General features: G+C 73.6%; 20 protein-coding genes. 5 read left to right on the forward strand and 15 right to left on the reverse strand.

Annotated elements, in window-relative coordinates:
- Positions 1-62: 62 nt before the first annotated feature.
- A complete protein-coding gene (locus tag VFG42_RS00975; RefSeq protein WP_349260367.1) occupies positions 63-1,349 on the reverse strand; it encodes a type II toxin-antitoxin system HipA family toxin in 1,287 nt (428 codons plus the stop codon).
- Positions 1,342-1,572: a helix-turn-helix domain-containing protein gene (locus tag VFG42_RS27365; protein ID WP_349260368.1), complete on the reverse strand. Its 231-nt coding sequence runs from the start codon at positions 1,570-1,572 to the stop codon at positions 1,342-1,344. The genes VFG42_RS00975 and VFG42_RS27365 overlap by 8 nt, the downstream gene beginning before the upstream one ends.
- Positions 1,573-1,833: 261 nt before the next feature.
- On the opposite strand from VFG42_RS27365, the gene VFG42_RS00980 reads away from it, so the two are divergent.
- A complete protein-coding gene (locus tag VFG42_RS00980; RefSeq protein ID WP_324904282.1) occupies positions 1,834-2,592 on the forward strand; it encodes a polysaccharide deacetylase family protein in 759 nt (252 codons plus the stop codon).
- On the opposite strand, the gene VFG42_RS00985 is transcribed toward VFG42_RS00980, so the two are convergent.
- Both VFG42_RS00985 and VFG42_RS00990 read right to left on the reverse strand, forming a co-directional pair.
- Positions 2,571-3,584 carry a DegT/DnrJ/EryC1/StrS family aminotransferase gene (locus tag VFG42_RS00985; RefSeq protein ID WP_324904285.1) on the reverse strand — a complete coding sequence of 338 codons (1,014 nt, stop codon included), beginning with the start codon at positions 3,582-3,584 and terminating at the stop codon, positions 2,571-2,573. The genes VFG42_RS00980 and VFG42_RS00985 overlap by 22 nt on opposite strands.
- Positions 3,585-4,415: 831 nt before the next feature.
- Positions 4,416-5,564, reverse strand: a complete 1,149-nt coding sequence (locus tag VFG42_RS00990; RefSeq protein ID WP_324904287.1) for an MGDG synthase family glycosyltransferase — start codon at positions 5,562-5,564, stop codon at positions 4,416-4,418.
- A gap of 57 nt (positions 5,565-5,621) precedes the next feature.
- On the opposite strand from VFG42_RS00990, the gene VFG42_RS00995 reads away from it, so the two are divergent.
- On the forward strand, positions 5,622-6,968 hold the full coding sequence (locus VFG42_RS00995) for an NAD-dependent epimerase/dehydratase family protein (RefSeq protein WP_324904290.1): 1,347 nt from the start codon (positions 5,622-5,624) through the stop codon (positions 6,966-6,968).
- 63 nt (positions 6,969-7,031) lie between these two features.
- On the opposite strand, the gene VFG42_RS01000 is transcribed toward VFG42_RS00995, so the two are convergent.
- From VFG42_RS01000 to VFG42_RS01040, 9 genes are all read right to left on the reverse strand, one after another.
- Positions 7,032-7,649, reverse strand: coding sequence for a calcium-binding protein (locus VFG42_RS01000; RefSeq protein ID WP_324904292.1), 618 nt, complete (start codon positions 7,647-7,649; stop codon positions 7,032-7,034).
- Positions 7,650-7,685: 36 nt separating this feature from the next.
- Positions 7,686-7,868, reverse strand: a complete 183-nt coding sequence (locus tag VFG42_RS01005) for a twin-arginine translocase TatA/TatE family subunit (protein WP_324904294.1) — start codon at positions 7,866-7,868, stop codon at positions 7,686-7,688.
- Between the two features lie 20 nt (positions 7,869-7,888).
- Complete coding sequence (locus tag VFG42_RS01010) at positions 7,889-8,401, reverse strand: hypothetical protein (protein WP_324904296.1); 513 nt, start codon at positions 8,399-8,401, stop codon at positions 7,889-7,891.
- Between the two features lie 107 nt (positions 8,402-8,508).
- Positions 8,509-10,899 carry a bifunctional salicylyl-CoA 5-hydroxylase/oxidoreductase gene (locus tag VFG42_RS01015; protein ID WP_324904297.1) on the reverse strand — a complete coding sequence of 797 codons (2,391 nt, stop codon included), beginning with the start codon at positions 10,897-10,899 and terminating at the stop codon, positions 8,509-8,511.
- Positions 10,900-10,902: 3 nt separating this feature from the next.
- The gene (locus tag VFG42_RS01020) at positions 10,903-12,081 is read right to left on the reverse strand and encodes an acyl-CoA dehydrogenase family protein (protein WP_324904299.1); all 1,179 of its coding nucleotides are present in this window, start codon (positions 12,079-12,081) and stop codon (positions 10,903-10,905) included.
- On the reverse strand, positions 12,078-12,479 hold the full coding sequence (locus VFG42_RS01025) for a RidA family protein (protein ID WP_324904301.1): 402 nt from the start codon (positions 12,477-12,479) through the stop codon (positions 12,078-12,080). The genes VFG42_RS01020 and VFG42_RS01025 overlap by 4 nt, the downstream gene beginning before the upstream one ends.
- Before the next feature lie 2 nt (positions 12,480-12,481).
- Positions 12,482-13,309: an enoyl-CoA hydratase family protein gene (locus VFG42_RS01030; protein WP_324904303.1), complete on the reverse strand. Its 828-nt coding sequence runs from the start codon at positions 13,307-13,309 to the stop codon at positions 12,482-12,484.
- Complete coding sequence (locus VFG42_RS01035; protein ID WP_324904305.1) at positions 13,306-14,082, reverse strand: SDR family NAD(P)-dependent oxidoreductase; 777 nt, start codon at positions 14,080-14,082, stop codon at positions 13,306-13,308. The genes VFG42_RS01030 and VFG42_RS01035 overlap by 4 nt, the downstream gene beginning before the upstream one ends.
- 56 nt (positions 14,083-14,138) lie before the next feature.
- Positions 14,139-15,350 (reverse strand): acetyl-CoA C-acyltransferase, encoded by a 1,212-nt coding sequence (locus tag VFG42_RS01040; RefSeq protein WP_324904307.1) that lies wholly within the window; start codon positions 15,348-15,350, stop codon positions 14,139-14,141.
- 69 nt (positions 15,351-15,419) lie between these two features.
- On the opposite strand from VFG42_RS01040, the gene VFG42_RS01045 reads away from it, so the two are divergent.
- Complete coding sequence (locus tag VFG42_RS01045; protein ID WP_324904309.1) at positions 15,420-16,571, forward strand: 3-hydroxyacyl-CoA dehydrogenase; 1,152 nt, start codon at positions 15,420-15,422, stop codon at positions 16,569-16,571.
- Between the two features lie 119 nt (positions 16,572-16,690).
- Complete coding sequence (locus VFG42_RS01050) at positions 16,691-17,548, forward strand: PaaX family transcriptional regulator C-terminal domain-containing protein (protein ID WP_324904311.1); 858 nt, start codon at positions 16,691-16,693, stop codon at positions 17,546-17,548.
- A 4-nt stretch (positions 17,549-17,552) separates the two neighbouring features.
- Here the strand turns inward: VFG42_RS01050 and VFG42_RS01055 are convergent, their stop codons facing one another.
- Complete coding sequence (locus tag VFG42_RS01055) at positions 17,553-19,196, reverse strand: indolepyruvate oxidoreductase subunit beta family protein (protein WP_324904313.1); 1,644 nt, start codon at positions 19,194-19,196, stop codon at positions 17,553-17,555.
- Entirely contained in the window at positions 19,196-21,361 is a 2,166-nt protein-coding gene (locus tag VFG42_RS01060; RefSeq protein WP_324904315.1) for an indolepyruvate ferredoxin oxidoreductase subunit alpha, read from the reverse strand. Before VFG42_RS01060 ends, VFG42_RS01055 begins: the two co-directional genes overlap by 1 nt.
- 190 nt (positions 21,362-21,551) lie before the next feature.
- Between VFG42_RS01060 and VFG42_RS01065 the strand changes: the two genes are divergently transcribed.
- Complete coding sequence (locus VFG42_RS01065) at positions 21,552-22,343, forward strand: cyclase family protein (RefSeq protein WP_324904317.1); 792 nt, start codon at positions 21,552-21,554, stop codon at positions 22,341-22,343.
- Positions 22,344-22,414: the final 71 nt, after the last annotated feature.

Below are 22,414 nucleotides of genomic sequence, written 5' to 3' on the forward strand. Positions count from 1 at the left end.
CAGGGCAGTGGCGGAAGCGGCATCAGCGAGCAGGCTGGAGCACCGATGACGACCTGCGCTCGCTACTTCGTGGCTGAAGGCGGTGCGGCCATCCCTTCGAGCATCGCGGCGCGGGCGTCGACCAGCGTGATGACGCGATCGAGGACGGGGGCGTCCCAGCCCGAGTTGGCGAAGTCGGTGCGGACGTCGCGCGCCAAGCGTGGTGCGGCGTTGGCGTGGGCGAGCAGCCGGCGTCGGGCGGCGGCGGCGCCGAGCCCGGTTTCGGCGAGCGTGCGGGCGAGGTGGCGTGGCTGCAGGTAGTCGGGGCGGTACTCGCCACCGATCGACATCGCCATCTTGCGTGTCAGGTTGTGCTTGCGGTGATAGGCGAAGGTGCTGATGACGTCGTAGGCGGGGGCGAGGACGGCGTGGGCGTTCTCGGGCAGGTAGAGCAAGGAGTAGTTCTTGCCGTGGGCATCGTGGTTGCCGATGAGGAAGTTCAGCGCGATGTCGTCGAGGAGCTTGATGATCTCGGGGGCAGGAACGGCGGTGGCGGTGCGCAGCAGCGCGAAGCAGTCGGTTAGGGCGGGGCCTCCCTCGGCCTGGTACTTGCGCTGGGTTGGGATGCCGAGCGCCTGGCAGAAGTCCTCTTGGTGGAGGCGCGTGACGTTGTTGTCGTCGTCGGTGCGGCGGTCGTACCGCTCCACGAGCAGGAAGTCGCGCTCGTCGACACGGTGGGGTGTCGCGGTCGCGGCGTCGATGCCCATGGCGTGGGCGAGGGTGAGGCAGAACGCCTCGTTGATGACGGTGTCGTCGAGGCGCTCGATCGGCGTCTTGAGGATGTGCGTCGACGGTGTCTGGCCCTTGGTCAGGCCGATCCGTCCGCCGTCTCCGACGACCACGGGGAGCTTGTCCTGGGCGCCGGCGAGCGAGAGGCGGTACTCGCCGTCCTCGTCGGCGTGCATCGGACGGGTCGGCAGTTCGTCGATGAGCTGGATGAGGGCGTCGTCGTCCAGCCACTCGACGTCGCCGCCGTGCGGTGGCGGCTGGCCGAGCGGTTGCACGCTGATCGCGCCGGCGGTGTCGCCGCCGACGGCGGCCAGCAGCCCGAAGTCGTTGCCTGAGCTGACGCCGAGCCGGCGTGCGAGAAGCTCTCGCGGCGCGCCCTCAGGCAAGAGCCCGCCGAAGAACGCGCCCGCCGCCTCGGACGAGAATGCGCCGTCGAGGGGCAGGGATTGCGACAGTGGCGGCAGGCCGCCATCGAGCCACGTCGCGTCGTAGCGGAAGACGAGCGCACGCCCGGTGTCGGTCAGCTCGCCGGCCAGCTGACCGAAGCACCAGACCGAGAGTGCTCGCCGCTCCTCAGCCACGCGGGTCTTCCAAGCTGAGCCGCAGGCCGAGCGCGGAGAGGACGCGGAGCGTCTCCTCCAGCCGCACGGAAGCCTTGCCGCGTTCGAGCTCGCTGAGGAAGCGCAGACCCACCCCGGCTGCGAGGGCGACGTCCTCGAGGCGTAGATCACGTGCTTTGCGGGCGGCGCGTATGGCTGCGCCGAGATCGGTGGCGTCGGAGACTGGAATGGAAGCAGGTGGCATGTTCCCGATCGGGATCGCGAAAGCGAAAGGCGCGCTGGGACAGGTCAAATGTCCCGATCGGGAAGCTTACCGCATGGGCCGGTATTTCGTGCTCCAATTTTCCCGATCGGGAACGACGACGCACCTCTCGGGTCAGACCAGAGCGCGGCGCCTGCAACTCGGACGACGACCTGGTCTTCAGCCGCGCGGAAGGAGCCTCGAAGCGGCAATCCCTGTCGGACACCTCTGGGCGCGGTCCGCCGCGTCGGGAAGGATGGGCGCATGGCAACGCCAAACCTCCACAGCGGCTCCTGGTCGCGCGGCGTGCTCGCCGGCGTGCTCGCCGGCGTCGGCGTCGGCGCTGGCGCGGCGGCGTGGGCGGCGCCTGCTGTGGCGCCGCATCTGCCGCTGGTGGCCCGTGCGCTCGGGATCGCTCGGCGCGTGACGCCGGCCGGCGCGGTCGGCCTGACGTTCGACGACGGTCCGCACCCCGTCGCGACGCCTGCCGTGTTGGAGATCCTGGCCGGCCATGGCGCGACGGCGACGTTCTTCGTCGTGGGCGAGCAGGTGCGGCGGACGGGGGGCTTGTTGGAGGAGATGGTCGCGGCCGGTCATCAGGTCGCCGTGCACGGCGATCGTCATCGCTGCCTGCTGCGGCTGGGCGCGCGCACCGTCGCGGAGGACCTGGACCGGGCGCACGCCACCATCGGCGAGGTCGTCAACGGCCTGCATCGCGCGCCCTACGGCGTCTACAGCTCCCGGGCGCTGGGCGAGGTTCGCGCGCGCGGCTGGCGGCCGCTGCTGTGGTCGCGGTGGGGCCGTGACTGGCACGCCGGTCGCGATCCGGCGCGGATCGCGCGGCAGGTCACGCGGCGCGTCGGCGCCGGCGACGTGCTGCTGCTGCACGATGCCGACGAGTACAGCGATCCGGGGTCATGGCGCTCCACCGTCGCGGCGCTGCCGCGGGTCCTGGAGCGGCTGGGCGAGCGCGGGTTGCGAGCGCGGGCCGTGGGCCCGGCTCAGCTGGCGTCGGGGTGGTAGTAGAGCGGGACGCACCAGTGGTGGTCGGCGACCCAGTCGGTGTTGGGCAGGTCGACGGCGTGGCCCATGATCCGGTGGCAGGGGTTGTCGTAGACCTTGCCGGTCGAGCGCTCGACGGGATCGAAGACGATGTACTTGTACAGGCCGGAGATCATGCCGTCGGGGAGCGCGAGCCGGCCGGGGTGGCGTGGGTCGAGGTGGGCTCGCGCCGCGGCGTTCTTGCCGGCGACGATCTCGGACAGCCGCTCGGTCTGCACGATGCCCAGCGCGGCCGTGAACTCGCTCATGCGGAGGTTGATCCCGGCGACCTGGTGGTCGGGCTTGCCGTAGTTGCGGTAGGCGCGCGCGTAGGCGAGCAGGTCGTCGTCGCCGGAGACGAGCATCCCGCCCTCGCCGGTGGAGATCGTCTTGGTCGCGTAGAACGAGTAGGCGCCCGCGTCGCCCCAGCTGCCGGGCCGGCGGCCGTGCCACGACGCCCCGTGGGCGTGGGCGCAGTCCTCGAGCAGGAACACGTCGTGGGCGCGGCAGAGCTCGGCGATCTCGGCGATGCGGAACGCCAGATGCCCGCCGATGTGCACGACGATCGCGGCCTTGGGGCGGTGCTCGGCGATCGCGCGCTCGAGGTCGGCCGCCGAGAGGCAGAGGTCGTCGCGCTCGCAGTCGACGAACGCGACCTGGGCCCCGAGGTGCAGCGCGGCGAGGGGCGTGGCCATGAACGTGTTGGAGGGGCACAGGACGGTGTCGCCCGGCCCGACGCCGGCGTAGGACAGGGCGGCCAGCGCGGCGCCGCTCCAGCTGGCGGTCGCGACCGTGCCGATGCCGTCGTGCTCGGTGCTCCAGCGCTCCTCGAAGCGCCGCGTCATGGGCCCTTCGGCCCACTGCTCGTTGTCCATCACCTCGTCCCAGAGGGCGTGCAGGCGCGCGCGGTCGCGGTGGTCGAAGCCGATCGCGAAGCGATCGAGGCCTGCGCGGGCGGAGGAGGGCGATGACACGCCGCGAGACGCTACGTGCTCGCGCGGCGGCAGGAGCCGTCAAGCTGGGCGGCGACCGTGTCGCGCGATCTCATCATCGGCCTCCTGGCGGCGCTGGCCGCCGCGGCGTGCTTCGACGGCGCGGTGATCCTGCAGGCGGCCGAGGCGCGGACCGTCCCGGACGAGCATGGGCTGCGGCTGTCGCTGCTGGGACGGCTGGTGGCGCGTCGCCGCTGGGTGGCGGGAACGGCGGTCGCGATCCTCGGGTGGCCGCTGCAGCTGCTGGCGTTCTCGCGTGCGCCGGTGACGCTCGTCCAGCCCGCACTGGGCCTCGGCACGATCCTGCTGCTGGTCGCGGGCGCGCGGGTGCTGGGCGAGCGGGTCGGCCGCAGGGAGTGGGTGGCGGCCGGCGCGGTGATCGCCGGCGTCGCCGTGCTGGCCGCCGTCGCGCCCGACGTCGACGACGCCGTGCCGCCGGCGGGACGGCTCGCGCTCTGCGCGGCGCCGCTGGCCGTCGCGGCGACGCTGCCGTTCTGGCCCTTGGCGCGTCCGCCCGGCCTGTGGCGGCTGGTGGCGGGCGCGGGCGCCGCGTTCGCGCTGTCGGCGATCGGCGGCAAGCTCGTCGCCGTCGAGCTGGACGCCGGGGACCCGCTCGGCGCCCTGGGGTTCGGCGCGCTGACGGCGATCGCGGCGGGCGCCGGGTTCCTGGTGGACATGACGTCGCTGCAGCGCTTCGAGGCCACGCGGGCGTCGCCGCCGATGTTCGTGCTGGAGACCGCGATCCCGGTCGCGGTGGCGCCCGTGCTGTTCGGCGAGGGCTGGGGATCGACGCCCGGCGGCGGCGTCCTGGTGCTAGCGGGGCTGGCGCTCGTGCTCGCCGGCGGGGCGGCGCTCGGCGCCTCGCGGGTCGTCGCCGCTGCCGATCAGCTCGAGGATGACGGCGGCGGCCGACGGCCGGGCTCCGTAGGCCTCGTCGGGGTGACGAGGAGCGGCGAGCGCGCGGCGGACGGCACCGACGAGCTGTGACGGACCGGTCGCGACGTCGGCGAGGCCGAAGCGGCGGTAGGCCTCGTTGTTGACGCGGATGTGCGCGACGCCCCAGCCGTAGGAGATCACGCGCATGCCGCGCACCAGCGCTTCGAGCACGGTCAGGCCGGCCGTGGAGTGCACGAGCACGTCGCCGGCGGCGAGCACGTCGCCCATGCGGTCGGTGAACCCCATGATCGTCACGCGCGGGTGCACGCCGAGCTCGGCGGACATCCGCCGTGCCGCGCGCTCGCTGCGCCCGCACAGCACGACGACGTGGACGTCGGCGCCCGCCGACAGCGCCGCCAGCGCCGCGCCGCGCAGGTCTCCGACGCCCCAGCCGCCGCCGGAGACGACGACGATCGGCGCCGTGGGATCGAGCCCGAGCGACGCACGCGCCCAGCGGCGGTCGACCGGCGCGTCGAACGCGGCCGCGGTCATGCCGCGCACCGGCACGATCGAAGTGTCGCCGCCGGCGATCGCGCGGATCTCCGCCTCGGACTCCGGATGGATCGTCAGGTGCAGATCGCAGCCGGGATGGGCCCAGTAGCGCAGCGCCGCCAGATCGGTGATCGCCGAGACCAGCGGCACGTCCAGCCGGCCGCGGAGCCTGAGCGTGCCCAGGACCTCGGTGGCCAGCGGGTAGGTGCTGACGATCGCGTCGGGACGGCGATCCGCCACGAGCCGGCGCAGATGGCGACCGGCCAGCGCCGTCGCCAGGCGCGAGGACAGGCGCCGCGTCGGCGCCCAGCGCGCGGCCAGCGCGTACTGGAGGTCGAAGAGCCGCCGCAGCCGGCCGAGGATCGTCTCGGCGCCGGTTCTGACGGCGAGGCGCACGGTGCGTCCGGAGACCGCCAGCGTGTCGACGACCTCGACCTCGACCGCGGGCGCGCGCTCCCGCAGGCCGTCGCGGATGGCGCGTGCCGGCAGCTCGTGGCCCTCGCCGATGTCGGCGCTGAAGATCAGGACGCGCACGGGCGGCGAGCCTACGTCACTTCGCCACGACGGTGGCCACTCGACTAGGTTTGGTCCATGCGATCGGTCGTGCTGGTCACGGGTGGTGCCGGCTTCATCGGATCCCACGTCGTGGATCGGCTCATCGCCGCCGGCCACGAGCCGCGGATCTTCGACCAGCGGCCCTCGCCCTGGCACGATCCCAAGGACGTCCAGACGATCATCGGCGACCTGCGGCGGGTGGAGGACCTCCGGCGCGCGCTGCGCGGCTGCGACGCGATCTGCCACCTGGCCGCCGCCGCCGACGTCGGGGAGGTGCACGCCCACCCGCACTGGGCCACCGAGCTCAACGGCGGCGGGACGCTCAACGTGCTGGAGGCGGCACGCGAGGCCGGCGTGCAACGCGTGGTGTACGCCTCGACGGTCTGGGTCTACTCCGACGTCCCGGCGGAGGAGGTCGACGAGGCCACGCCGCTGCTGCCGCCGGCGCACCTCTACACCGCCGGCAAGCTCGCCGGGGAGCTGTACTGCCGCTCCTACGCCGAGTTGTACGGGTTGAAGACCACCGTCGTGCGCTTCGGCATCCCCTACGGCCCCCGCGCGCGACCGGCGGCGGTCATCCCGAGCTTCGTCGACCGTGCCCTGCGCGGCGAGCCGTTGACGATCGCCGGGACCGGCGAGCAGGAGCGCAGCTTCGTCTACGTCGAGGACCTCGCCGACGGCGTCGTCCGCGCGCTCGCCCCGCAGGCGGTCGGCAAGACCTACAACCTGGCGACGCGCGAGACCACGACCATCCGCGAGCTGGCCGAGATCGTGCGCGACACCGTCGGCGCGGTCGACATCGTGCACACGGATGGCCGCGCCGGAGATCTGCGCGGCGCGCGCATCGACAGCACGCGCGCCGAGGACGAGCTCGGCTGGCGCGCGCACACCCACCTGCGCGACGGCATCGCCGCGTACGTCGCCTGGCTGCGCGAGCAGCCCGGCACGAGCGTCGCCGCGCCGACCTCAGCCCCGGCCGAGCACCGGCGCCTGGCCCGCGTCGCGCGCGCCGGCCTCGGCAACCCGGCGGGGGTCGGCATCGTCGCGCTCATCGCCGTGGCCTCGGCGACGATCGCGGTCATCCTCGGCGCACGCCAAGACGCGCAGGCCGCCGACTTCACCGCGCTCGGATCGGCGATCCTCGTGCCGCTGTGGGCCCTGACCGTCGTCCCGTGGCCGCCCGAGCACCGCCGCCACCAGGTCGCGACCACCACGCTGCTGGCCGTCCTCGGCGTCGTCCTGCTCGGCCTGCTCAGCTCGGCCTCCGGCGGCGGCGGCGTGCACCCGATGCGCATCGCGCTGGCCGTGGCGCTCTCGGCCTGCCTGACCAGCGCCTTCCGCATCCTGCCGCGACGCCTGGCCGCCCTCCGCCCCAACGCCTGACGCCGCTCGGCGGCGAGGCGGGGACGCCGCCTACCCGGGCGGCCGGCGCGCCGCCGAGCCGGCTCAGTAGCCGAGCGTCTTGTGCGAGACCGTCTCGCAGTTGCGGATCACGTAGTGTCGCTGGGCGCGGCGGCTGACGTACAGCGTGTCGTCGCCGGGGCCGCAGTCGATGATGCCGTGGCCGTAGTGGGCCTTGATCCAGTCGTCGCCCGCGCCGGCGTCGATCAGGTTGTAGCCGTGCGACGCGTAGATGAAGTCGTTGCCCGCGCCGCCGTAGAGGCGGTCGTGCTGGGAGGTCGGCTGGCCGGAGGGCTTGTAGTCGCCCCAGATCACGTCGCCGTAGGGGCCGGCGTGGATCGTGTCGCCGCCGTGGCCGCCGAGCAGCTCGTTGTGGACCGCGCGGGCCGGCATGACGGGGCCGGCGGCGGAGGCCACGAACACGCGCTGGCAGTCGCCGCGCTGGTGGACGGAGTCGCACGAGTAGCGGGCGTCCTGGCCGCCGAAGGGGTCCATCCCGGGGCGGGCATCCAGCGGGCGGCCGCTGTCGTCTTTGTTCATCAACAACACCCCGGTGATCCGGGGCCAGCCGGCGTGGCTGGTGTTCGCCACGGCCGGCGCGGCGGCGGCGACGGCGACGGCGGCGAGGGCGACGGGCAGGACGACGGCGATCAGGCGGCGCACACCCTCCAGGTCGGCAGGACGGCGGCCGGCGTTGAGCTACTCGGCGTCCGGCGGGCGTTCGTCCGATGACGCCGCGGTCTCGCTGATGCTCTCCTTGAAGCCGCGGATCGCCTCGCCCAGACCGCGGCCGGCTTCGGGCAGCCGCTTCGGACCGAGCACGATCAGCGCGATGACCAGGACGAACAGGAGGTGGGTGGGCTGCATGAGGCCGTCGAACATGGCCTGCCGAGGCTAGCGCGCTATCGCCGGACCCGCGTCACCTTCTCGCAGTCCGCCGCGACCACGTCGTTCGGATCGGCACGCACGACGTCGTAGCCGCTGCCGCACGTGATGTGGTCGACCGCGCCGTTGACGGCGTCGATGGTGTCGTTGCCCGGCCCGCCGCTGATGGTGTCTCCGCCGGGTCCGGCGACGATCGTGTCGTCGCCCGCGCCGCCGACGAGCGTGTCATGGCCGGGACCGCCGTAGAGGTGGTCGTCACCCGCGCCGCCCAGCAACGTGTCGTTCCCGGGGCCGCCGCGCAGGACGTCGTCGCCGGCGTCGCCGATCAGGATGTCGTCGCCGCCACGGCCGATCAGGACGTCGTCGCCGCCGTAGCCCTCGATCCGGTCCGGCCCGTTGGTCCCGACCAGCCGATCCGGGCCGTTCGTCCCGCCGATCGTCTTCGCCCACGCCGCGTAGGCGCCGATGCTCAGCATGAGCGCGAGCGCCACGACGACGGCGACGCGCAGCGACGGTCTCCGGAGAACCATGGCGAGGACGATGGGCGTTCCGGCCCTGCGCGGCGGCCCGTTCTCACCAAGCTCTCATGCCCCATGAGCGGTCGATGAGAGCCACGCGCGCGTCGGCCGGGCGATGGCTACGGGACGCCGGCGAGCGTGTCGGCGTTCGGACGCCAGCGGCTGGGCGCGGGAGCGGGCGGCGCGTCGAAGGAGCGCGGCGGGCTCTTGCGGACGTCGACGCGGCCGTCGTTGGGCCGCCGCCGGCCGCCGCGGTACTGGACGATCCACTGCTCCTGCGGGAAGCCGTCCTCGACCGTCACGCCCTGGTCGGCGGCGGCGTGCAGCGTCCAGTAGGGGTCGTAGAGGTGGGGGCGGCCGACCGCGCACAGGTCGGCGCGGCCGGACAGGAGGATCGTGTTGACGTCGTCGTAGCTGCTGATCGCGCCGACGGCGATCGTCGGGATCCCGGCCTCGTGCCGGATGCGGTCGGCGAACGGCGTCTGGAACGTGCGGCCGTAGGCCGGCCTCTGGTCGGCGACGACCTGGCCGCTGGACACGTCGACGACGTCGACGCCGTGCTCGCGCAGCATCCGGGCCAGCGCGACCGCGTCGTCGCCGTCGAAGCCGCCGGCCTTCCAGTCGGTCGCCGAGACGCGCACCGACAGCGGCTTGTCCTGCGGCCACGCCGCGCGGCAGGCGTCGAGCACCTCCAGCGGGAACCGCGCCCGCGCCGCGAGGTCGCCGCCGTACGCGTCGGTGCGCACGTTGGTCAGCGGCGACAGGAACGAGGACAGCAGGTACCCGTGGGCCATGTGGACCTCGAGCAGGTCGAAGCCCGCCGCGTGCGCCCGCCGCGTGGCCGCGACGAACTGGTCGCGGATCTCGTCCATGTCCGCGCGGGTGACCTCGCGCGGGACCTGGCTGTCGGGGAAGTAGGGGAGGGGCGAGGCCGAGACGATCGGCCAGGCGCCGACGTCGAGCGGCCGGTCGATGCCCTCCCACATCAGCTTCGTCGCGCCCTTGCGGCCGCTGTGGCCGATCTGGGCGCCGACCTTCGCGCGACCGTTGTCGTGGATGAAGTCGGTGATGCGCCGCCAGCCCTCGACGTGGTCGTCGCGGTACAGGCCGCCGCAGCCCGGGGTGATCCGGCCCTCGGCCGACACGCAGATCATCTCGGTCATCACCAGGCCGGCGCCGCCGACCCCGCGGCTGCCGAGGTGGACCAGGTGGAAGTCGCCGACCGCGCCGTCGCGCGCGCTGTACATGTCCATCGGGGAGACGACGACGCGGTTGACCAGCTCCAGCCCGCGGAGCCGCAGCGGCCGGAACATCGGCGGCGCCGCGACCCCGCCGTGCGGGTCGCCCTCGCGGGCGCACAGCTCGCCCTCGACGTCGGCGACGAAGCCCTCGTCGCGCAGCCGCAGGTTGTCGTAGGTGATGCGCCGGCTGCGCGTGAGCAGGTTGAAGGCGAACTGGTGGTGGTCCTGGCCCGCGTAGCGCGCGATGTCCTCGAACCACTCCAGGCTGGCCTGCGCCGCGCGCTGCGTGCTGGTGACGATCGGGCGGCGCTCCTGCTCGTAGCGGCCCAGGACGGCGTCCACGTCCTCGCCCTCGGCGCTCTCCTTGATGGTCCACGCCAGCGCGATCGCGTCCTCCATCGCCAGCTTGGTGCCCGAGCCGATCGAGAAGTGCGCGGTGTGCGCGGCGTCGCCCAGCAGCACCATGTTGCCGTCGTGCCAGCGCGCGTTGCGGACCGTGTGGAAGTTCAGCCACTTGGAGTTGTTGCCGAGCAGCTGGTGGCCGTCCAGGGCGGCCGCGAAGTGCTTGCGGCAGAAGTCGATGCCGGCCTCGTCGTTCTCGCCCGGCGCGAGCTTCAGCCCGGCGCTGTCCTCCAGCCCGGCACGCCGCCACGTCTCCTCGTCGGTCTCGACGATGAACGTGCTCATCGTGTCGCTGTAGGGGTAGGCGTGGATCTGGAAGATCCCGTGCTCGGTCTCGACGATGTGGAAGGTGAACGCCTCGAAGACGAGGTCGGTGCCCAACCACATGTACTTGGACCGGCGGCGCTCCAGGGTCGGGCCGAACGCGTCGGCGCCCGCGCCGCGCAGCGCGCTGTTGAGCCCGTCGGCGGCGACCACGAGGTCGTGGTCGCGGCGCAGCTCGGACGCCGGCGGCGCCTCGGTGAGGTAGCGCACGTCGGCGCCGAGGTCGGCGGCGCGCCGTTGCAGGATGTCGAGCAGGCGCTGCCGGCTGAGGGCCGAGAACCCGTGGCCGCCCGAGGTCATGCGCCGGCCGCGGTAGTGGATGTCGATGTCGGCCCAGCGCGCGAAGCTGCCGGTGATCTCGCGGTAGGTGATCGGGTCGGCGGACTCGAAGGCGCCGAGCGTCTCGTCGGAGAACACGACGCCGAAGCCGAACGTGTCGTCGGGCGCGTTGCGCTCCCAGACGGTGACGTCGTGGCCGAGCCGGCGGAAGAGGATCGCGGCGTACAGGCCTCCGGGCCCGCCTCCGGCGATGGCGATCTTCATCGTTCAGCCCTCCTTCTTGGCGTCGAACAGCGCGCGGGCGATGATCTCCCGCTGGATCTCGGACGCGCCCTCGTAGATGCGGGGAGCGCGGACCTCGCGGTACAGGTGCTCGAGCAGGTGGCCCTCGCGCAGCGCGAGCGCGCCGTGGAACTGGATCGCGGCGTCGACCGCCTCCTGCGCGATCTCCGTGGCCATCAACTTGGCCATCGCGGCGGCCTGCGTGGTCGGGCGGATGCCACGGTCGTAGGCGGACGCCGCGTGGTGGACGAGCAGGCGCGCGGCCTGCACGCGCGTGGCGATGTCGGCCATGCGGTGCGACACGGCCTGGAAGTCGCGCAGCGGGCGGCCGAACGCGTGGCGCTCGTTGGCGTGGGCGACGGTCGCGTCGATCGCGGCCCGCGCCATGCCGATGCCGAACGCGCCGACGCTGGGGCGGAACATGTCCAGCGTGCGCATGGCGACCGCCATCCCGCGGTCGCGCTCGCCCAGCACGTGCTCGGCCGGGACGCGGACGTCCTCGAAGATCAGGCGGCCGATCGGGTGGGGCGAGACCATGGCCAGGCGCTCGCCGCGCAGCCCCTCGCTGTCGCGCGGGACCAGGAACGCGGTCAGCCCGCGGGCGCCCGCGCCCTCGGTGGTGCGGGCGAAGACCGAGTACACGTCGGCGTCGGGCGCGTTGGAGATCCAGATCTTCTCGCCGTTGAGGACGTACCCGTCGCCGTCGGGCACGGCGCTCAGCGCGAGCGCGGCGACGTCGGTCCCGGCCTGCGGCTCGCTGAGGGCGAAGGCGGCGACCGCCTCGCCGGAGGCGATCCGCGGGATCCAGGCCTCGACCGCGTCGCGGCCGCCGGACTGCAGGATCGGGAAGCTCCCGAGGCCCTGGACGGCGAACGCGGTCTCGGCCTCGGTCGACGCGCGGGCCAGGCCCTCGCGGATGAGGCAGAGGTCCAGGGCGGAGACGTCGGGCCGCCAGGCGCCGTCCTGGCGCGTGAACAGCCGTCCGAGCAGGCCGTGCTCGCCGAGCGCGGCCATCAGCGGGCGGTTGACGTGACCCGGGGTGCCGGCCTCCGCGATCGGGGCCAACGTCGTGGCCGCCAGCGCGGTCGTGGCGGCCAGCAGCGCGCGGTGCTCGTCGGAGAGGTGCGCGTCGAGCACCGGGACCGCGGTGGCGGTGCTCGTCACGCGATCACCGCCACGCCCATCAGCTCGATCAGGGCCTCGTCGTCGAACAGCCGCGTGACGCCGAAGAGGCCGGCGGCGGGGTAGCGGCGGCCGAAGTGGCGCTGCCAGACCGGGCCGAGGTCGCGCAGGCGGTTCTTGTAGGCCTCGACGTCGGTGACGAAGATCTGCATCGACACGAGGTCGTCGGGCGTGCCGCCCGCGGCCGCGAGCGCGGCGACGACGTTGCCGGCGGCGACGTCGAACTGCGCAACGACGTCGTCCCCGTGGATCCGGTTGTCGGGCCCGAGCGCGGTCTGGCCGCCGAGGTGGACGACACGGCCGCCCGGCTCGCTGACGACCGCGTGGGAGAACCCGACGGCGGGCGCCAGCTCGGGCGCGTTGACGATCGTGTTGGCCATGGTCAGCGGCCCTCCCAGGCGGGCGGGCGCTTCTCCGACCACGCCTTGTAGAACTCGCCGTGGTCGTGGCTGAGCATCAGCAGCGCCTGGTTGGCGGCCTCGAGCTCGATCGCGCTGCTCAAGTCCATGTCCAACTCACGGCTGAGCAGGGTCTTGGTCGTCGCGTAGGCGAGCGCGGGGCCGTCCGCGAGGCGGCGCGCGAGCGCGCGACCGGCGTCGAGGAGGGCGTCGTCGTCGTGCAGCTCGGTCGCCAGGCCGATCTCGTAGGCGCGCTCGGCGGTGATCTTGTCGCCCAACATGAGCAGGTTGGTCGCGTGGCCGAGGCCGACGATGCGCGGCAGCAGGTAGGCCGAGCCCATGTCGGCGCCGGACAGCCCGACGCGCGAGAACAGGAACGCGAACGACGCCGAGCGCGCGACGATGCGGAAGTCGCTGGCCAGCGCCACGACCGTCCCGGCGCCAGCGGTCACGCCGTTGATCGCCGCGACGATCGGCAGCGGGCAGTCCCGCATCGCCTTGATCGTCAGGCCGGTCATGCGCGTGAAGCGCAGGAGGTCGGCCGCCTCCATCTTCTGCAGCTCGCCGATGATCTCCTCGACGTCGCCGCCCGAGCAGAACCCGCGGCCCTCGCCGGTGACGAGCACCGACCGGACGTCCTCGCGCAGCGGCAGCTCACCGAACAGGTCGCGCAGGTCGGCGTACGCCTCGAACGTCAAGGCGTTCAACTTGTCGGGGCGGTTGAGCGTGATCGTCGCCACGCCGTCGTCGATCGTCAGGTCGAAGTGGTCCCACCGGTCCGTGAACGCCGCCGAGGCTCGAAACCGCGTCATGCCTGAAGTCCTCCACCGTCGAGTACAAGAGCTTGTCCGTTGATCGCCGCCGCCGCGTCCGACGCCAGCCACAGCACCGCGTCCGCGACCTCGTCGACGGAGAGCAGCCGGCCGAGCGGGGACGTGGCCCCCAGGGCGGCCTCGCTCTCGGCCGCCGACCGGCCCGTCCGCTCGGCGATCCGCGCGATCGACCGCTGGGTCATCGGGGTGTCGACGAAGGTCGGGCACACGGCGTTCGCGGTGGCGCCCGTGCCGGCGAGCTCCGCGGCGGCGACCCGCATGACGCCGAGCGCGGCGTGCTTGGACGCCGTGTAGGCGGCGGTGTAGGGGGCACCGACCCGGCCCGCCGTCGAGGCGACCGTCACGATCCGGCCCGCGCCGCGCTCGCGCATCGGCGCGATCACCGCGCGCGTGCACAGGAACGGGCCGAGTGCGTTGACCGCCATCTGCTGGTGCCAGCTGGCGACCGTCGTGCGATGCAGCGGGGCGCTGTCGGAGACGCCGGCGTTGTTGACCAGGACGTCGACGCGGTCGAGGCCTTCGACCAGCGCGGCGACCTGCGCCTCGTCGGTGACTTCGCAGCGGCGGGTGAGGACCGCGGGCCCGAAGTCGCGCGCCAGCTCGGCCAGCGCCGCCTCGTCGCGGCCGACCGCGACCACCGTGTCGCCGCGCTCCGTGAACCGCCGCACCAGGCGGCGGCCGATGCCGCGCGTCGCTCCCGTGAGCAGGACGGCTCGCGCGGTGGGCGGGGGAGGGGCGGGCGTGCCGGGCATCCGGAAAGAGTTTACAGCTCAGCGGGGTGTGCTGTTGTATTTCCTGCGGGACGCGCTCAGCCGCCCGTGGCGTCCGGGTTCTCGAGCACGACCGCGATGCCCTGGCCGACCCCGACGCACATGGTGGCCAGGCCGTGGCGGACCGCTCGGCGCCGCATCTCGTGGGCCAGCGTGCCGACGATGCGGGCGCCGGACATCCCGAGCGGGTGGCCGATCGCGATCGCCCCGCCGTTGACGTTGACGAGGTCCTGGTCGAGCCCGAGCTCGCGCGCGCAGGCCAGGGCCTGGGACGCGAACGCCTCGTTGAGCTCGACGAGCCCGATGTCCGCGACCGTCAGGCCCGCGCGCTGAAGCGCGCGGCGCGAGGCGGGGACCGGGCCCATGCCCATCAGCTCGGGCGCGACGCCGGCGCTCGCCGACGCGACGACGCGGGCCAGCGGCGCGCGGTCCAGGGCCGCGACCGCGTCGTCGTCGGCGAGCAGGAGCGCGGCGGCGCCGTCGTTGAGCGATGAGGAGTTGCCCGCGGTGACGGTCCCGCCCGCGCGGAAGGCGGGGCGCAGGCGCGCGAGCGACTCCGGCGTGGAGTCCGCGCGCGGCGACTCGTCGGCGTCGACGGTCGCCGTCTCGTGCCGGCCCCGCGGAGCCTCGACGCTCACCAGCTCGTCGTCGAGGCGGCCCGCGCGCTGGGCGGCGAGGGCGCGCTGGTGGGACCGCAGGGCGAACGCGTCCTGGTCGGCCCGCGAGACCTCGTGCAGCTCGGCGACGTTCTCGGCCGTCTCGCCCATCGACGCGGTCGCGCGCGCGGGCATCCGGGGGTTGACGAACCGCCAGCCGATCGCCGTGTCGGCGAGCTCGGCGTCGCCCCGGGGCAGCGCCTGGTCGGGCTTGCGCAGGGCCCAGGGCGCGCGGCTCATCGACTCGACGCCGCCGGCGATCAGCAGGCGGCCCTCGCCCGACCGGATCGCGCGGGACGCCGCGATGACGGCCTCCATGCCCGAGCCGCACAGGCGGTTGACGGTGGCGCCGGGGACCGACTCGGGGAGCCCGGCCAGGAGGACGGCCATGCGCGCCACGTTGCGGTTGTCCTCGCCGACGCCGTTGGTGCAGCCGAGGTAGACGTCGTCGATCGCGCTCGGGTCCGCGCCGGTGCGCGCGACGATCGCGGCGACGACCTGTGCCGCGAGGTCGTCGGGCCGCACGCCGGAGAGCGCGCCGCGATGACGTCCGACCGGCGTCCGCAGGGCGTCGACGATCCATGAGCTGGTCATTGACGGTGAACATAGCACTGGGGTACTATGCAGACTCTTGATGGATGAGGTCGTCGAACGGGGGCGCGCATGAGCCGCGGTGAGCGCGTCGGCGTGGCCGGCGCCGGCACGATGGGGGCGGGCATCGCCGCGCTGGCCTGCGCGCGCGGGTTCACCACCGTCCTGCGCGACCCCGACGAGACGGCCCTCGGCCGCGCGCGGCAGCGGCACGCCGCGTCGCTGCGGCGAGCGGTCGAGCGCGGCACGCTCAGCGGCGACGACGAGCGCCAGGCGCTCGCGCGGCTGGAGCTCACGGTGGAGCCCGAGCCGCTGGCCGACTGCTCGCTGATCGTCGAGGCGGCGCCGGAGCGCGCCGAGCTCAAGGCGCGGATCCTGGCGGAGCTGGCGGCGGTGGCGCCACGGGCCGTCGTGGCCTCCAACACGTCGTCGATCTCGATCGCGGCGCTCGCGGCCGACGCGGACCCCGAGCGCGTGCTGGGGCTGCACTTCTTCAACCCGCCGGCGGCGATGCCGCTGGTGGAGCTGGTCAGCACGGCCCGGACGACGCGGGTCGCCGCGCAGCGCGCGCGCCGCTTCGCCGAGGCGCTGGGCAAGACGGTCGTCGAGGTCGCCGACGGGCCCGGGTTCCTCGTCAACCGCTGCGCGCGGCCGTTCTACCTCGAGGCGCTGCGCATCGTCGAGGACGGCCAGGCCGATCCCGCCGCCGTCGACCGCGCCTGCTGCGAGGCCGGCGGCTTCGCGATGGGGCCGTTCGAGCTGATGGACGTCGTCGGCGTCGACATCGGGCTCGCAGCGACCGAGTCGATGTGGCGCCAGGCGCACGGCGAGCCGCGCTGGCGCCCGAGCCCGCTGCAGGTGCGGATGGTGGCCGACGGCCGGCTGGGCGCCAAGAGCGAGGCCGGCGGCTTCTACCCGCCCGGCGAGACGTGGCGCGACGCCGCGGGCGGCGGTGAGGCGCTGCTCGATCAGGAGGGCATCGTGCTCCGGATCGTGGCGCAGTTGGTCAACGAGGCGCACTTCGCGGTCGCCGACGGCGTCGCCGCGCCGCGCGACGTCGACCAGGCGCTCGAGCTGGGCCTGCGGCACCCGCGCGGCCCGTTCGCCTGGCAGGCCCTCCACGGCGCCGGCCGCATCGTCGCCGTGCTCGACGCGCTGTGGGACGCCGAGCACGATCCGCGCTACCGCGTCGCGCCCGGCCTGCGCCGCGCGCGGGCGGCGTAGACGGGCCGCGTCGCGTCGCGCCTCCGCCGACCGGCGCAGGCGATAGCGTTCGCCCCGCGCACATGCCTCGTCCCGTCTCCCTCGCCGCGCCCACCCACGACCCGGTCGCTCGGGGCTAGATGCCGGCCGTTCAGCGCAGCGCGCCCCTGCAGCCGCAGGACCTCGCGCTCACGATCGCGGGAACGCACATCCGCGAGCCCGGCGAGCGCGTGTGGTCCGGGGGCTTCGTGCAGTTGTTGAAGGAGTTCGGGTTCTCCACCGAGGCGTCGCGCGCGGCGTTGGCGCGGCTGGTGCAGCGCAACCTGCTGGAGCGGGAGATGGACGGCCGCCGGGCGCTGTACACGCTCACCGAGCACGCGGTCGAGCTGCTCACGCGCGGCGACGATCGCATCTTCAGCTTCGGCCGCCCGGAGACGACCGGCGACGTCTGGACGATCCTCTGGCACGCCATCCCGGAAGGCCGTCGCGCCGAGCGCACGCGCTTCGCCACCGGCCTGCGCTTCCTCGGCTTCGGGTCGGTGCAGGACGCGACCTGGTTCGCGGCCCACGACCGCGAGGCGGCGGTCACGGAGCTGGCGACGAGCCTGAACCTGATCGACCACATCTCGCTCTTCGTCGGGCGCATGTCGGACCAGGTGCCGCCCGGCCTGCTGGTCCGGGAGGCGTGGGACCTCGCGGCCGTCGACGACCGCTACACCAGGTTCGTCGACGACTACGGCCACCTGCGGCGCGCCGGCGAGCGGCGCGCGCTGTCGCCGAAGGACGCGTTCGTCACGCGGACGCTGATGCTGCACCAGTTCCGCGGCTTCCCGTTCGTGGATCCCGAGCTGCCCGCCGCGGTCGGCGGCCGGCCGCAGCTGCGCAAGCGCGTCGTGGCGCTGTTCGACGTGGTCTACGCCGGCCTGGCCGACGCCGCCAACGCGCACTTCCACGAGGTCGCCCAGCCGGCGTTCTCGCGCGCCGCGCCCGCGGCCTGAGCGCTCACGCCGCCACGGCGGTGGCCAGCTTCGCGTCCAGCGCGGCGCCGCCCTCGTCCGCGAGCGCCGCGGCGCGCAGGTCGGCCAGCCGCGCCGCCGCGTCGGCCGTCCCCGCGAGGCGGCCGGCGGCCCCCATGAGCTTGGCGAAGCTCTCGCTGCCGTGCTCGTAGGTCGCGCCGTAGCCCTTGAGCACGCGCTGGCACTCGACGATCTCGCGGGCCAGCTCCGGGTCGGTCGCCGCGGCGGCGAGCGCCTGGCCCAGCCACTCGTCGATCGCCGCCTGCTCGCGCGCGAAGCGGAACGAGCGCGGGCGCAGCGGCCGGACGCGGGCCATGATCGTCAGCAGCGTGTAGCCGGCCACCGAGGTGGTGTTCAAGATCATGCCCTTGTGCGTGGCCTTGGCCACGACCTTGTTCACCGCCTTGGAGCGCTTCATCGCCTGGCCGATCCACGTCGGCATCGTGTCGGTGATCTCGTCGATCTGCGGGTGCAGGAACTCCCGCACCTCGACGAGCTGGCTCGGCTTGGCCTTGGCCTCGTCGCGGATGCGGTCCATGCGCGCGCGGCGGGTCTTCTGCGCGGCGACCTGGATCGTGTCCTGGTAGCACATCCACAACGCGACGTGCCGGGCCGCCTCCTTGGTCAGGCGCGCCTCGCCGTCCGCGTCCGGGTCGACCGCCGCGAGCCGCGCGACGCGGCCGAGGTAGCGCTCCGCGTAGGCGGCGTCCTGGTAGAGCGCGGTGCGCACGAGCCCGTCGAGCACCATCGACCGCGCCGCGGCCGGCAGGTCGCGCACGCGCTCGGCCAGCGGCCGCAGCGCGGGCCCGACGAGCGCGCCGGGATCGGTCGCCGCCTGCTCGTTGCGCCGGGTCTCGCGGTGGGCCTTGCGCCCGTCCACGGCCTTCGACGTCCCGCCGCCGGCGGGCGCTCCGGACGCTCCGCCGGACGAGGTCGTCAGCGGCAGCTCGACGCCCTGGACGTCGGCCGGGGCGGTCGCGGCGTCGTACCCGGCGGCGAACGCCGCCAGCGACGACTCGACGCCCTTGCCGAACGCGCGGATCGGCGCCTCGAACTGCTCGCGCGTGAACGGCAGCGCGCCGGAGCCGGCGACCGCGCCGAACAGCGACGCGCTGATGACGCTGCCGGCCTGCTCGGCCATGTCGGCGAAGTCGGCGGCGACGAGCTTCTTGGAGGCCTTGCGTGCCGAGGCCAGCAGCGACGCGTCGTCGACGCGGCCGTCGCCCAGCGCCATCTTCTCGTCGATCGAGTACACGCGGCTGGTCGACGCGATCAGCGTCGTGCGGTCCGCCGTCGCGAACCCGCGCTGGATCGCGCGGCCGCACTCCATCAGCTCGGAGGCGATCACGACGTCGACCTCGCCCGGCGTGGGGAAGATGCTCATGATCGGCTCGCGGCGCACCGACGCCGCGCCGTCGCCGTCGTCGCGGGCGCGCGGCGGGAAGATCTCGACGTAGTACACGGTCGCGCCCGTGCGCTGGGCGACGCCGGCGACCGAGGTGTTCTGCGCGAAGGAGCCCTCGCGCTCGGCGACGGCGACGATCCAGTCGGCCAGGACCCCGCCGCCCTCGCCGCCCAGGGCGAGGATCGCGAGCGTGATCGGGCGCTGTCCCTCGGACCAGCTCGACATCAGGCGGCGACCTCGAACCGCGCGGCGCGGCGCTCGGCGCTCGCGGACAGGCGCCTCATCCACCAGCGGCGGACCTTCACCAAGGCCTTGTCCTTCGTCGTCGGGTTGTGGATGACGTCGGTCCGGTAGAACGACGGGCACAGCACGGCCGCGTGCGCGTTGGCGCCGCAGACGCCGCAGCCCACGCAGCTGTCGAGCACGGTCGCGACCGGGTCGGTGCGCATCGGGTCCGGGTTGGAGGCGATCGTCAGCGACGGGCAGCCGGAGATCCGGATGCACGCGTGGTCGCCGGTGCACGTCTCGGCGTCGACGCCGAAGCGCTCGCGCACGACGCGCTTGCCGTCCTTCAGCGCCTTGCGCATCTCGGGCTTGACCCGGCGCTGGCGGTTGAGCTGGCACTCGCTCTGCATGACGAGCACCTTCGGCCCCGGCTCCTCGGAGGTGAACGCGTCGACGAACGTGTCGCGGACCCTGCCGACGTCGTAGGTGTGGTCGATCGTCAGCGCGTACTCGACGCCGATGCCGCGGACGGCCTTCTCGATCGGGTGCTGGGTGGACCGCAGCGGCGTGTCGGCATGCGACGACAGGACGTCCTGGCCGCCGGTGGCCGCGCTGTAGTCGTTGTCGACGACGACGAGCACCTGGTCGTTCTTGTTGAACACCGCGTTGCCGACGCCGCTGGTGAGGCCGTTGTGCCAGAAGCCGCCGTCGCCCATGATCGCCACGGTCTTGCGGTCGGCGTCCTTGCTGTTGAGCGCCGAGGCCGCCGCGGAGCCCAGGCCGTAGCCCATCGTCGTCGCCCCGAGGTCGAACGGCGCGTTGATCGCGAACAGGTGGCACCCGATGTCGGCGCTGACGTGGTGCTCGCCGGTCTCGCGCTCGGCGAGCTTGAGGCCGCTGAAGATCGGACGCTCCGGGCAGCCGGTGCACAGCCCGGGCGGGCGGGGCAGGACCTCGGCGGGGTCGACGTGCCGCGCGAACGGGCTGGCCGGATCGTCCCGGTCGAGCAGGAGCGCGGGGCGATGCTCGACGACCTCCGGCAGGTAGCGGCCGAGGAACGCCTCCAGCCCGCGCGTGATCGCGGCGGTCGTGTACTCGCCGGCGACCGGCAGCAGGTCCTTGCCGTGCAGGGCGGTGCCGATGCCGTTGCGGCGCAGGATCGCGTTGATGTTCTGCTCGAGGTAGTCGGGCTGGCCCTCCTCGAGCAGGAGCACCGCGCGCTTGCCCTCGCAGAACGCCACGAGCTCGTCGTCGACGACGGGGTAGGTGACGTTCATGACGTAGAGCGGCACCTTGGTGTTGCCGTAGGCGTCGGAGCAGCCGAGCAGCTCCATCGCGCGGTTCATGGTGTTGTACAGCCCGCCCTGGGCGATGATCCCGACGTCGGCGAGGTCGTCGTTGATGACCTCGTTGAGGCCGCGCTCCTTGATGAACGCGACGGCGGCCGGCCAGCGCTCGGCGACCTTCTCCTGCTCGTGCAGGAAGCTCGCCGGCGGCAGGACGATGCGGCTCACGTCGCGCGACGGGTTCTCGATCGCGTCCTTGACGGTCACCGGCGGGCGCCGGTTGTCCTTGGCGACGAACCCGCCGTGCAGGTGGCAGGAGCGCAGGCGCAGGTCGAGCATGACCGGCGTGCCGCTCGCCTCCGACAGCTCGAAGCCGGTCTCGACCGCGTCGACGATCGCCGCGACGTTGGGCCGCGGGTCGAGCAGCCACATCTGCGACTTCATGGCGAACGCGTGGGAGCGCTCCTGCATGATGCTCGAGCCCTCGCCGTAGTCCTCGCCGAGGATGATCAGCGCGCCGCCCTTGACGCCGCCGCTGGCGAGGTTCGCCAGCGCGTCGGAGGCGACGTTGAGGCCGACGGTCGACTTGAACGTGACCGCGCCGCGCAGCGGGTAGTTGACCGACGCCGCCAGCATCGCCGCGGCCGTCGCCTCCGAGGCGGAGTTCTCGAAGTACACGCCGAGCTCGTCGAGGATCTCGCGCGCGTCGCCGAGGACGTCCATCAGGTGCGAGATCGGCGCGCCCTGGTAGCCGCCGACGTAGGCGACGCCGGACTGCAGCAGCGCCTTGGTGACGGCCAGGATGCCTTCGACGTGCAGGGTCGTGCCGGCACCATGGCGAAGCTGCTGGACTTCGTTGGCGAACGACCGCTCGGCCATGCGTTCACTCCTCGAGAGCTGGACTTCGGCGCCACGATACGACACCGCGGAGTGTCTTTCTACACAAGAGCGTGGTGATGTGTGTACTGATTGGCGCGGTGGGCGGTGTCCGGGTATGCTGCGCGACATTCGGCAGGTCGCCGTGGTGATCTGCAGTCTTGTTCGTCCTACCGGAACCCGAGGGGTGTTGATGTCACATTCGCGTGTCACGGACTTCGCCGCGGCGCTCGCCGACGGCAGCGTGGAGGTCGTCGACCTGACCCAGCCGTTGAGCGAGCGGACGCCGGTGCTCCGGCTGCCCGAGCCGTTCGCCAACACCCCGCACCTGTCGCGCCGGACCCTGAGCCGGTACGACGACGCCGGGCCCGCGTGGGCGTGGGACGTCCTGGAGCTGGGCGAGCACACCGGCACGCACATCGACGCGCCGATCCACTGGATCACCGGGCGCGAGGGCGAGGACGTCTCCGCGATCCCGCCGCGGCGGCTCGTCGGGCCGGCCATGGTCATCGACCGCACGGCCGAGGTCGCCGCGGATCCCGGGTACGTCCTGACGGTCGACGAGCTCGACGCGTTCGAGCGCGACCACGGGCCGATCGCGCCCGGGACATGGCTGATCTTCCGCACCGGCTGGGGCGCGCGGGCGGCCGACGAGGAGGCGTTCCTGAACGCCGGGCCCGAGGGCCCCGCGTCGCCCGGACCCGACGTCGCGGCGGCGAAGTGGCTCGGCGAGCACCCCAACGTCGTCGGGTGGGGCGTGGAGACCGTCGGGATCGACGCGGGCGCGGCCGGCGGCTTCGACCCGCCGTTCCCGGTGCACAACTTCCTGCTCGGCGCCGGGCGCTACGGCCTGACGCAGCTGGCCAACGTCGAGGCGCTCCCGGAGACCGGCGCGATCGTCGTCGTCGCCCCGCTGAAGCTCGTCGGCGGCACGGGCTGCCCGTCCCGGGTCTTCGCGTTCGTCCCGCGGGAGGCCGTCGCCTGACGGCCTCCGCCGCTCTCCGGGCCGGGCCGAGGGAACGGTCTACACGGCAGCAGGGTGCGATGTAGAGTCGC

This window comes from Baekduia sp., assembly GCF_035685985.1.
In the GTDB taxonomy this organism is placed as follows: domain Bacteria; phylum Actinomycetota; class Thermoleophilia; order Solirubrobacterales; family Solirubrobacteraceae; genus Baekduia.

Bases quoted from the DNA above. Each gene is read 5' to 3' on its own strand.
- VFG42_RS27365 (WP_349260368.1), bottom strand. From the start codon at position 1,572: ATGCCACCTGCTTCCATTCCAGTCTCCGACGCCACCGATCTCGGCGCA.
- VFG42_RS00980 (WP_324904282.1), top strand. From the start codon at position 1,834: ATGGCAACGCCAAACCTCCACAGCGGCTCCTGGTCGCGCGGCGTGCTC.
- VFG42_RS00995 (WP_324904290.1), top strand. From the start codon at position 5,622: ATGCGATCGGTCGTGCTGGTCACGGGTGGTGCCGGCTTCATCGGATCC.
- VFG42_RS01005 (WP_324904294.1), bottom strand. From the start codon at position 7,868: ATGTTCGACGGCCTCATGCAGCCCACCCACCTCCTGTTCGTCCTGGTC.
- VFG42_RS01010 (WP_324904296.1), bottom strand. From the start codon at position 8,401: ATGGTTCTCCGGAGACCGTCGCTGCGCGTCGCCGTCGTCGTGGCGCTC.
- VFG42_RS01015 (WP_324904297.1), bottom strand. From the start codon at position 10,899: ATGAAGATCGCCATCGCCGGAGGCGGGCCCGGAGGCCTGTACGCCGCG.
- VFG42_RS01025 (WP_324904301.1), bottom strand. From the start codon at position 12,479: ATGGCCAACACGATCGTCAACGCGCCCGAGCTGGCGCCCGCCGTCGGG.
- VFG42_RS01030 (WP_324904303.1), bottom strand. From the start codon at position 13,309: ATGACGCGGTTTCGAGCCTCGGCGGCGTTCACGGACCGGTGGGACCAC.
- VFG42_RS01035 (WP_324904305.1), bottom strand. From the start codon at position 14,082: ATGCCCGGCACGCCCGCCCCTCCCCCGCCCACCGCGCGAGCCGTCCTG.
- VFG42_RS01040 (WP_324904307.1), bottom strand. From the start codon at position 15,350: ATGACCAGCTCATGGATCGTCGACGCCCTGCGGACGCCGGTCGGACGT.
- VFG42_RS01045 (WP_324904309.1), top strand. From the start codon at position 15,420: ATGAGCCGCGGTGAGCGCGTCGGCGTGGCCGGCGCCGGCACGATGGGG.
- VFG42_RS01050 (WP_324904311.1), top strand. From the start codon at position 16,691: ATGCCGGCCGTTCAGCGCAGCGCGCCCCTGCAGCCGCAGGACCTCGCG.
- VFG42_RS01055 (WP_324904313.1), bottom strand. From the start codon at position 19,196: ATGTCGAGCTGGTCCGAGGGACAGCGCCCGATCACGCTCGCGATCCTC.
- VFG42_RS01060 (WP_324904315.1), bottom strand. From the start codon at position 21,361: ATGGCCGAGCGGTCGTTCGCCAACGAAGTCCAGCAGCTTCGCCATGGT.
- VFG42_RS01065 (WP_324904317.1), top strand. From the start codon at position 21,552: ATGTCACATTCGCGTGTCACGGACTTCGCCGCGGCGCTCGCCGACGGC.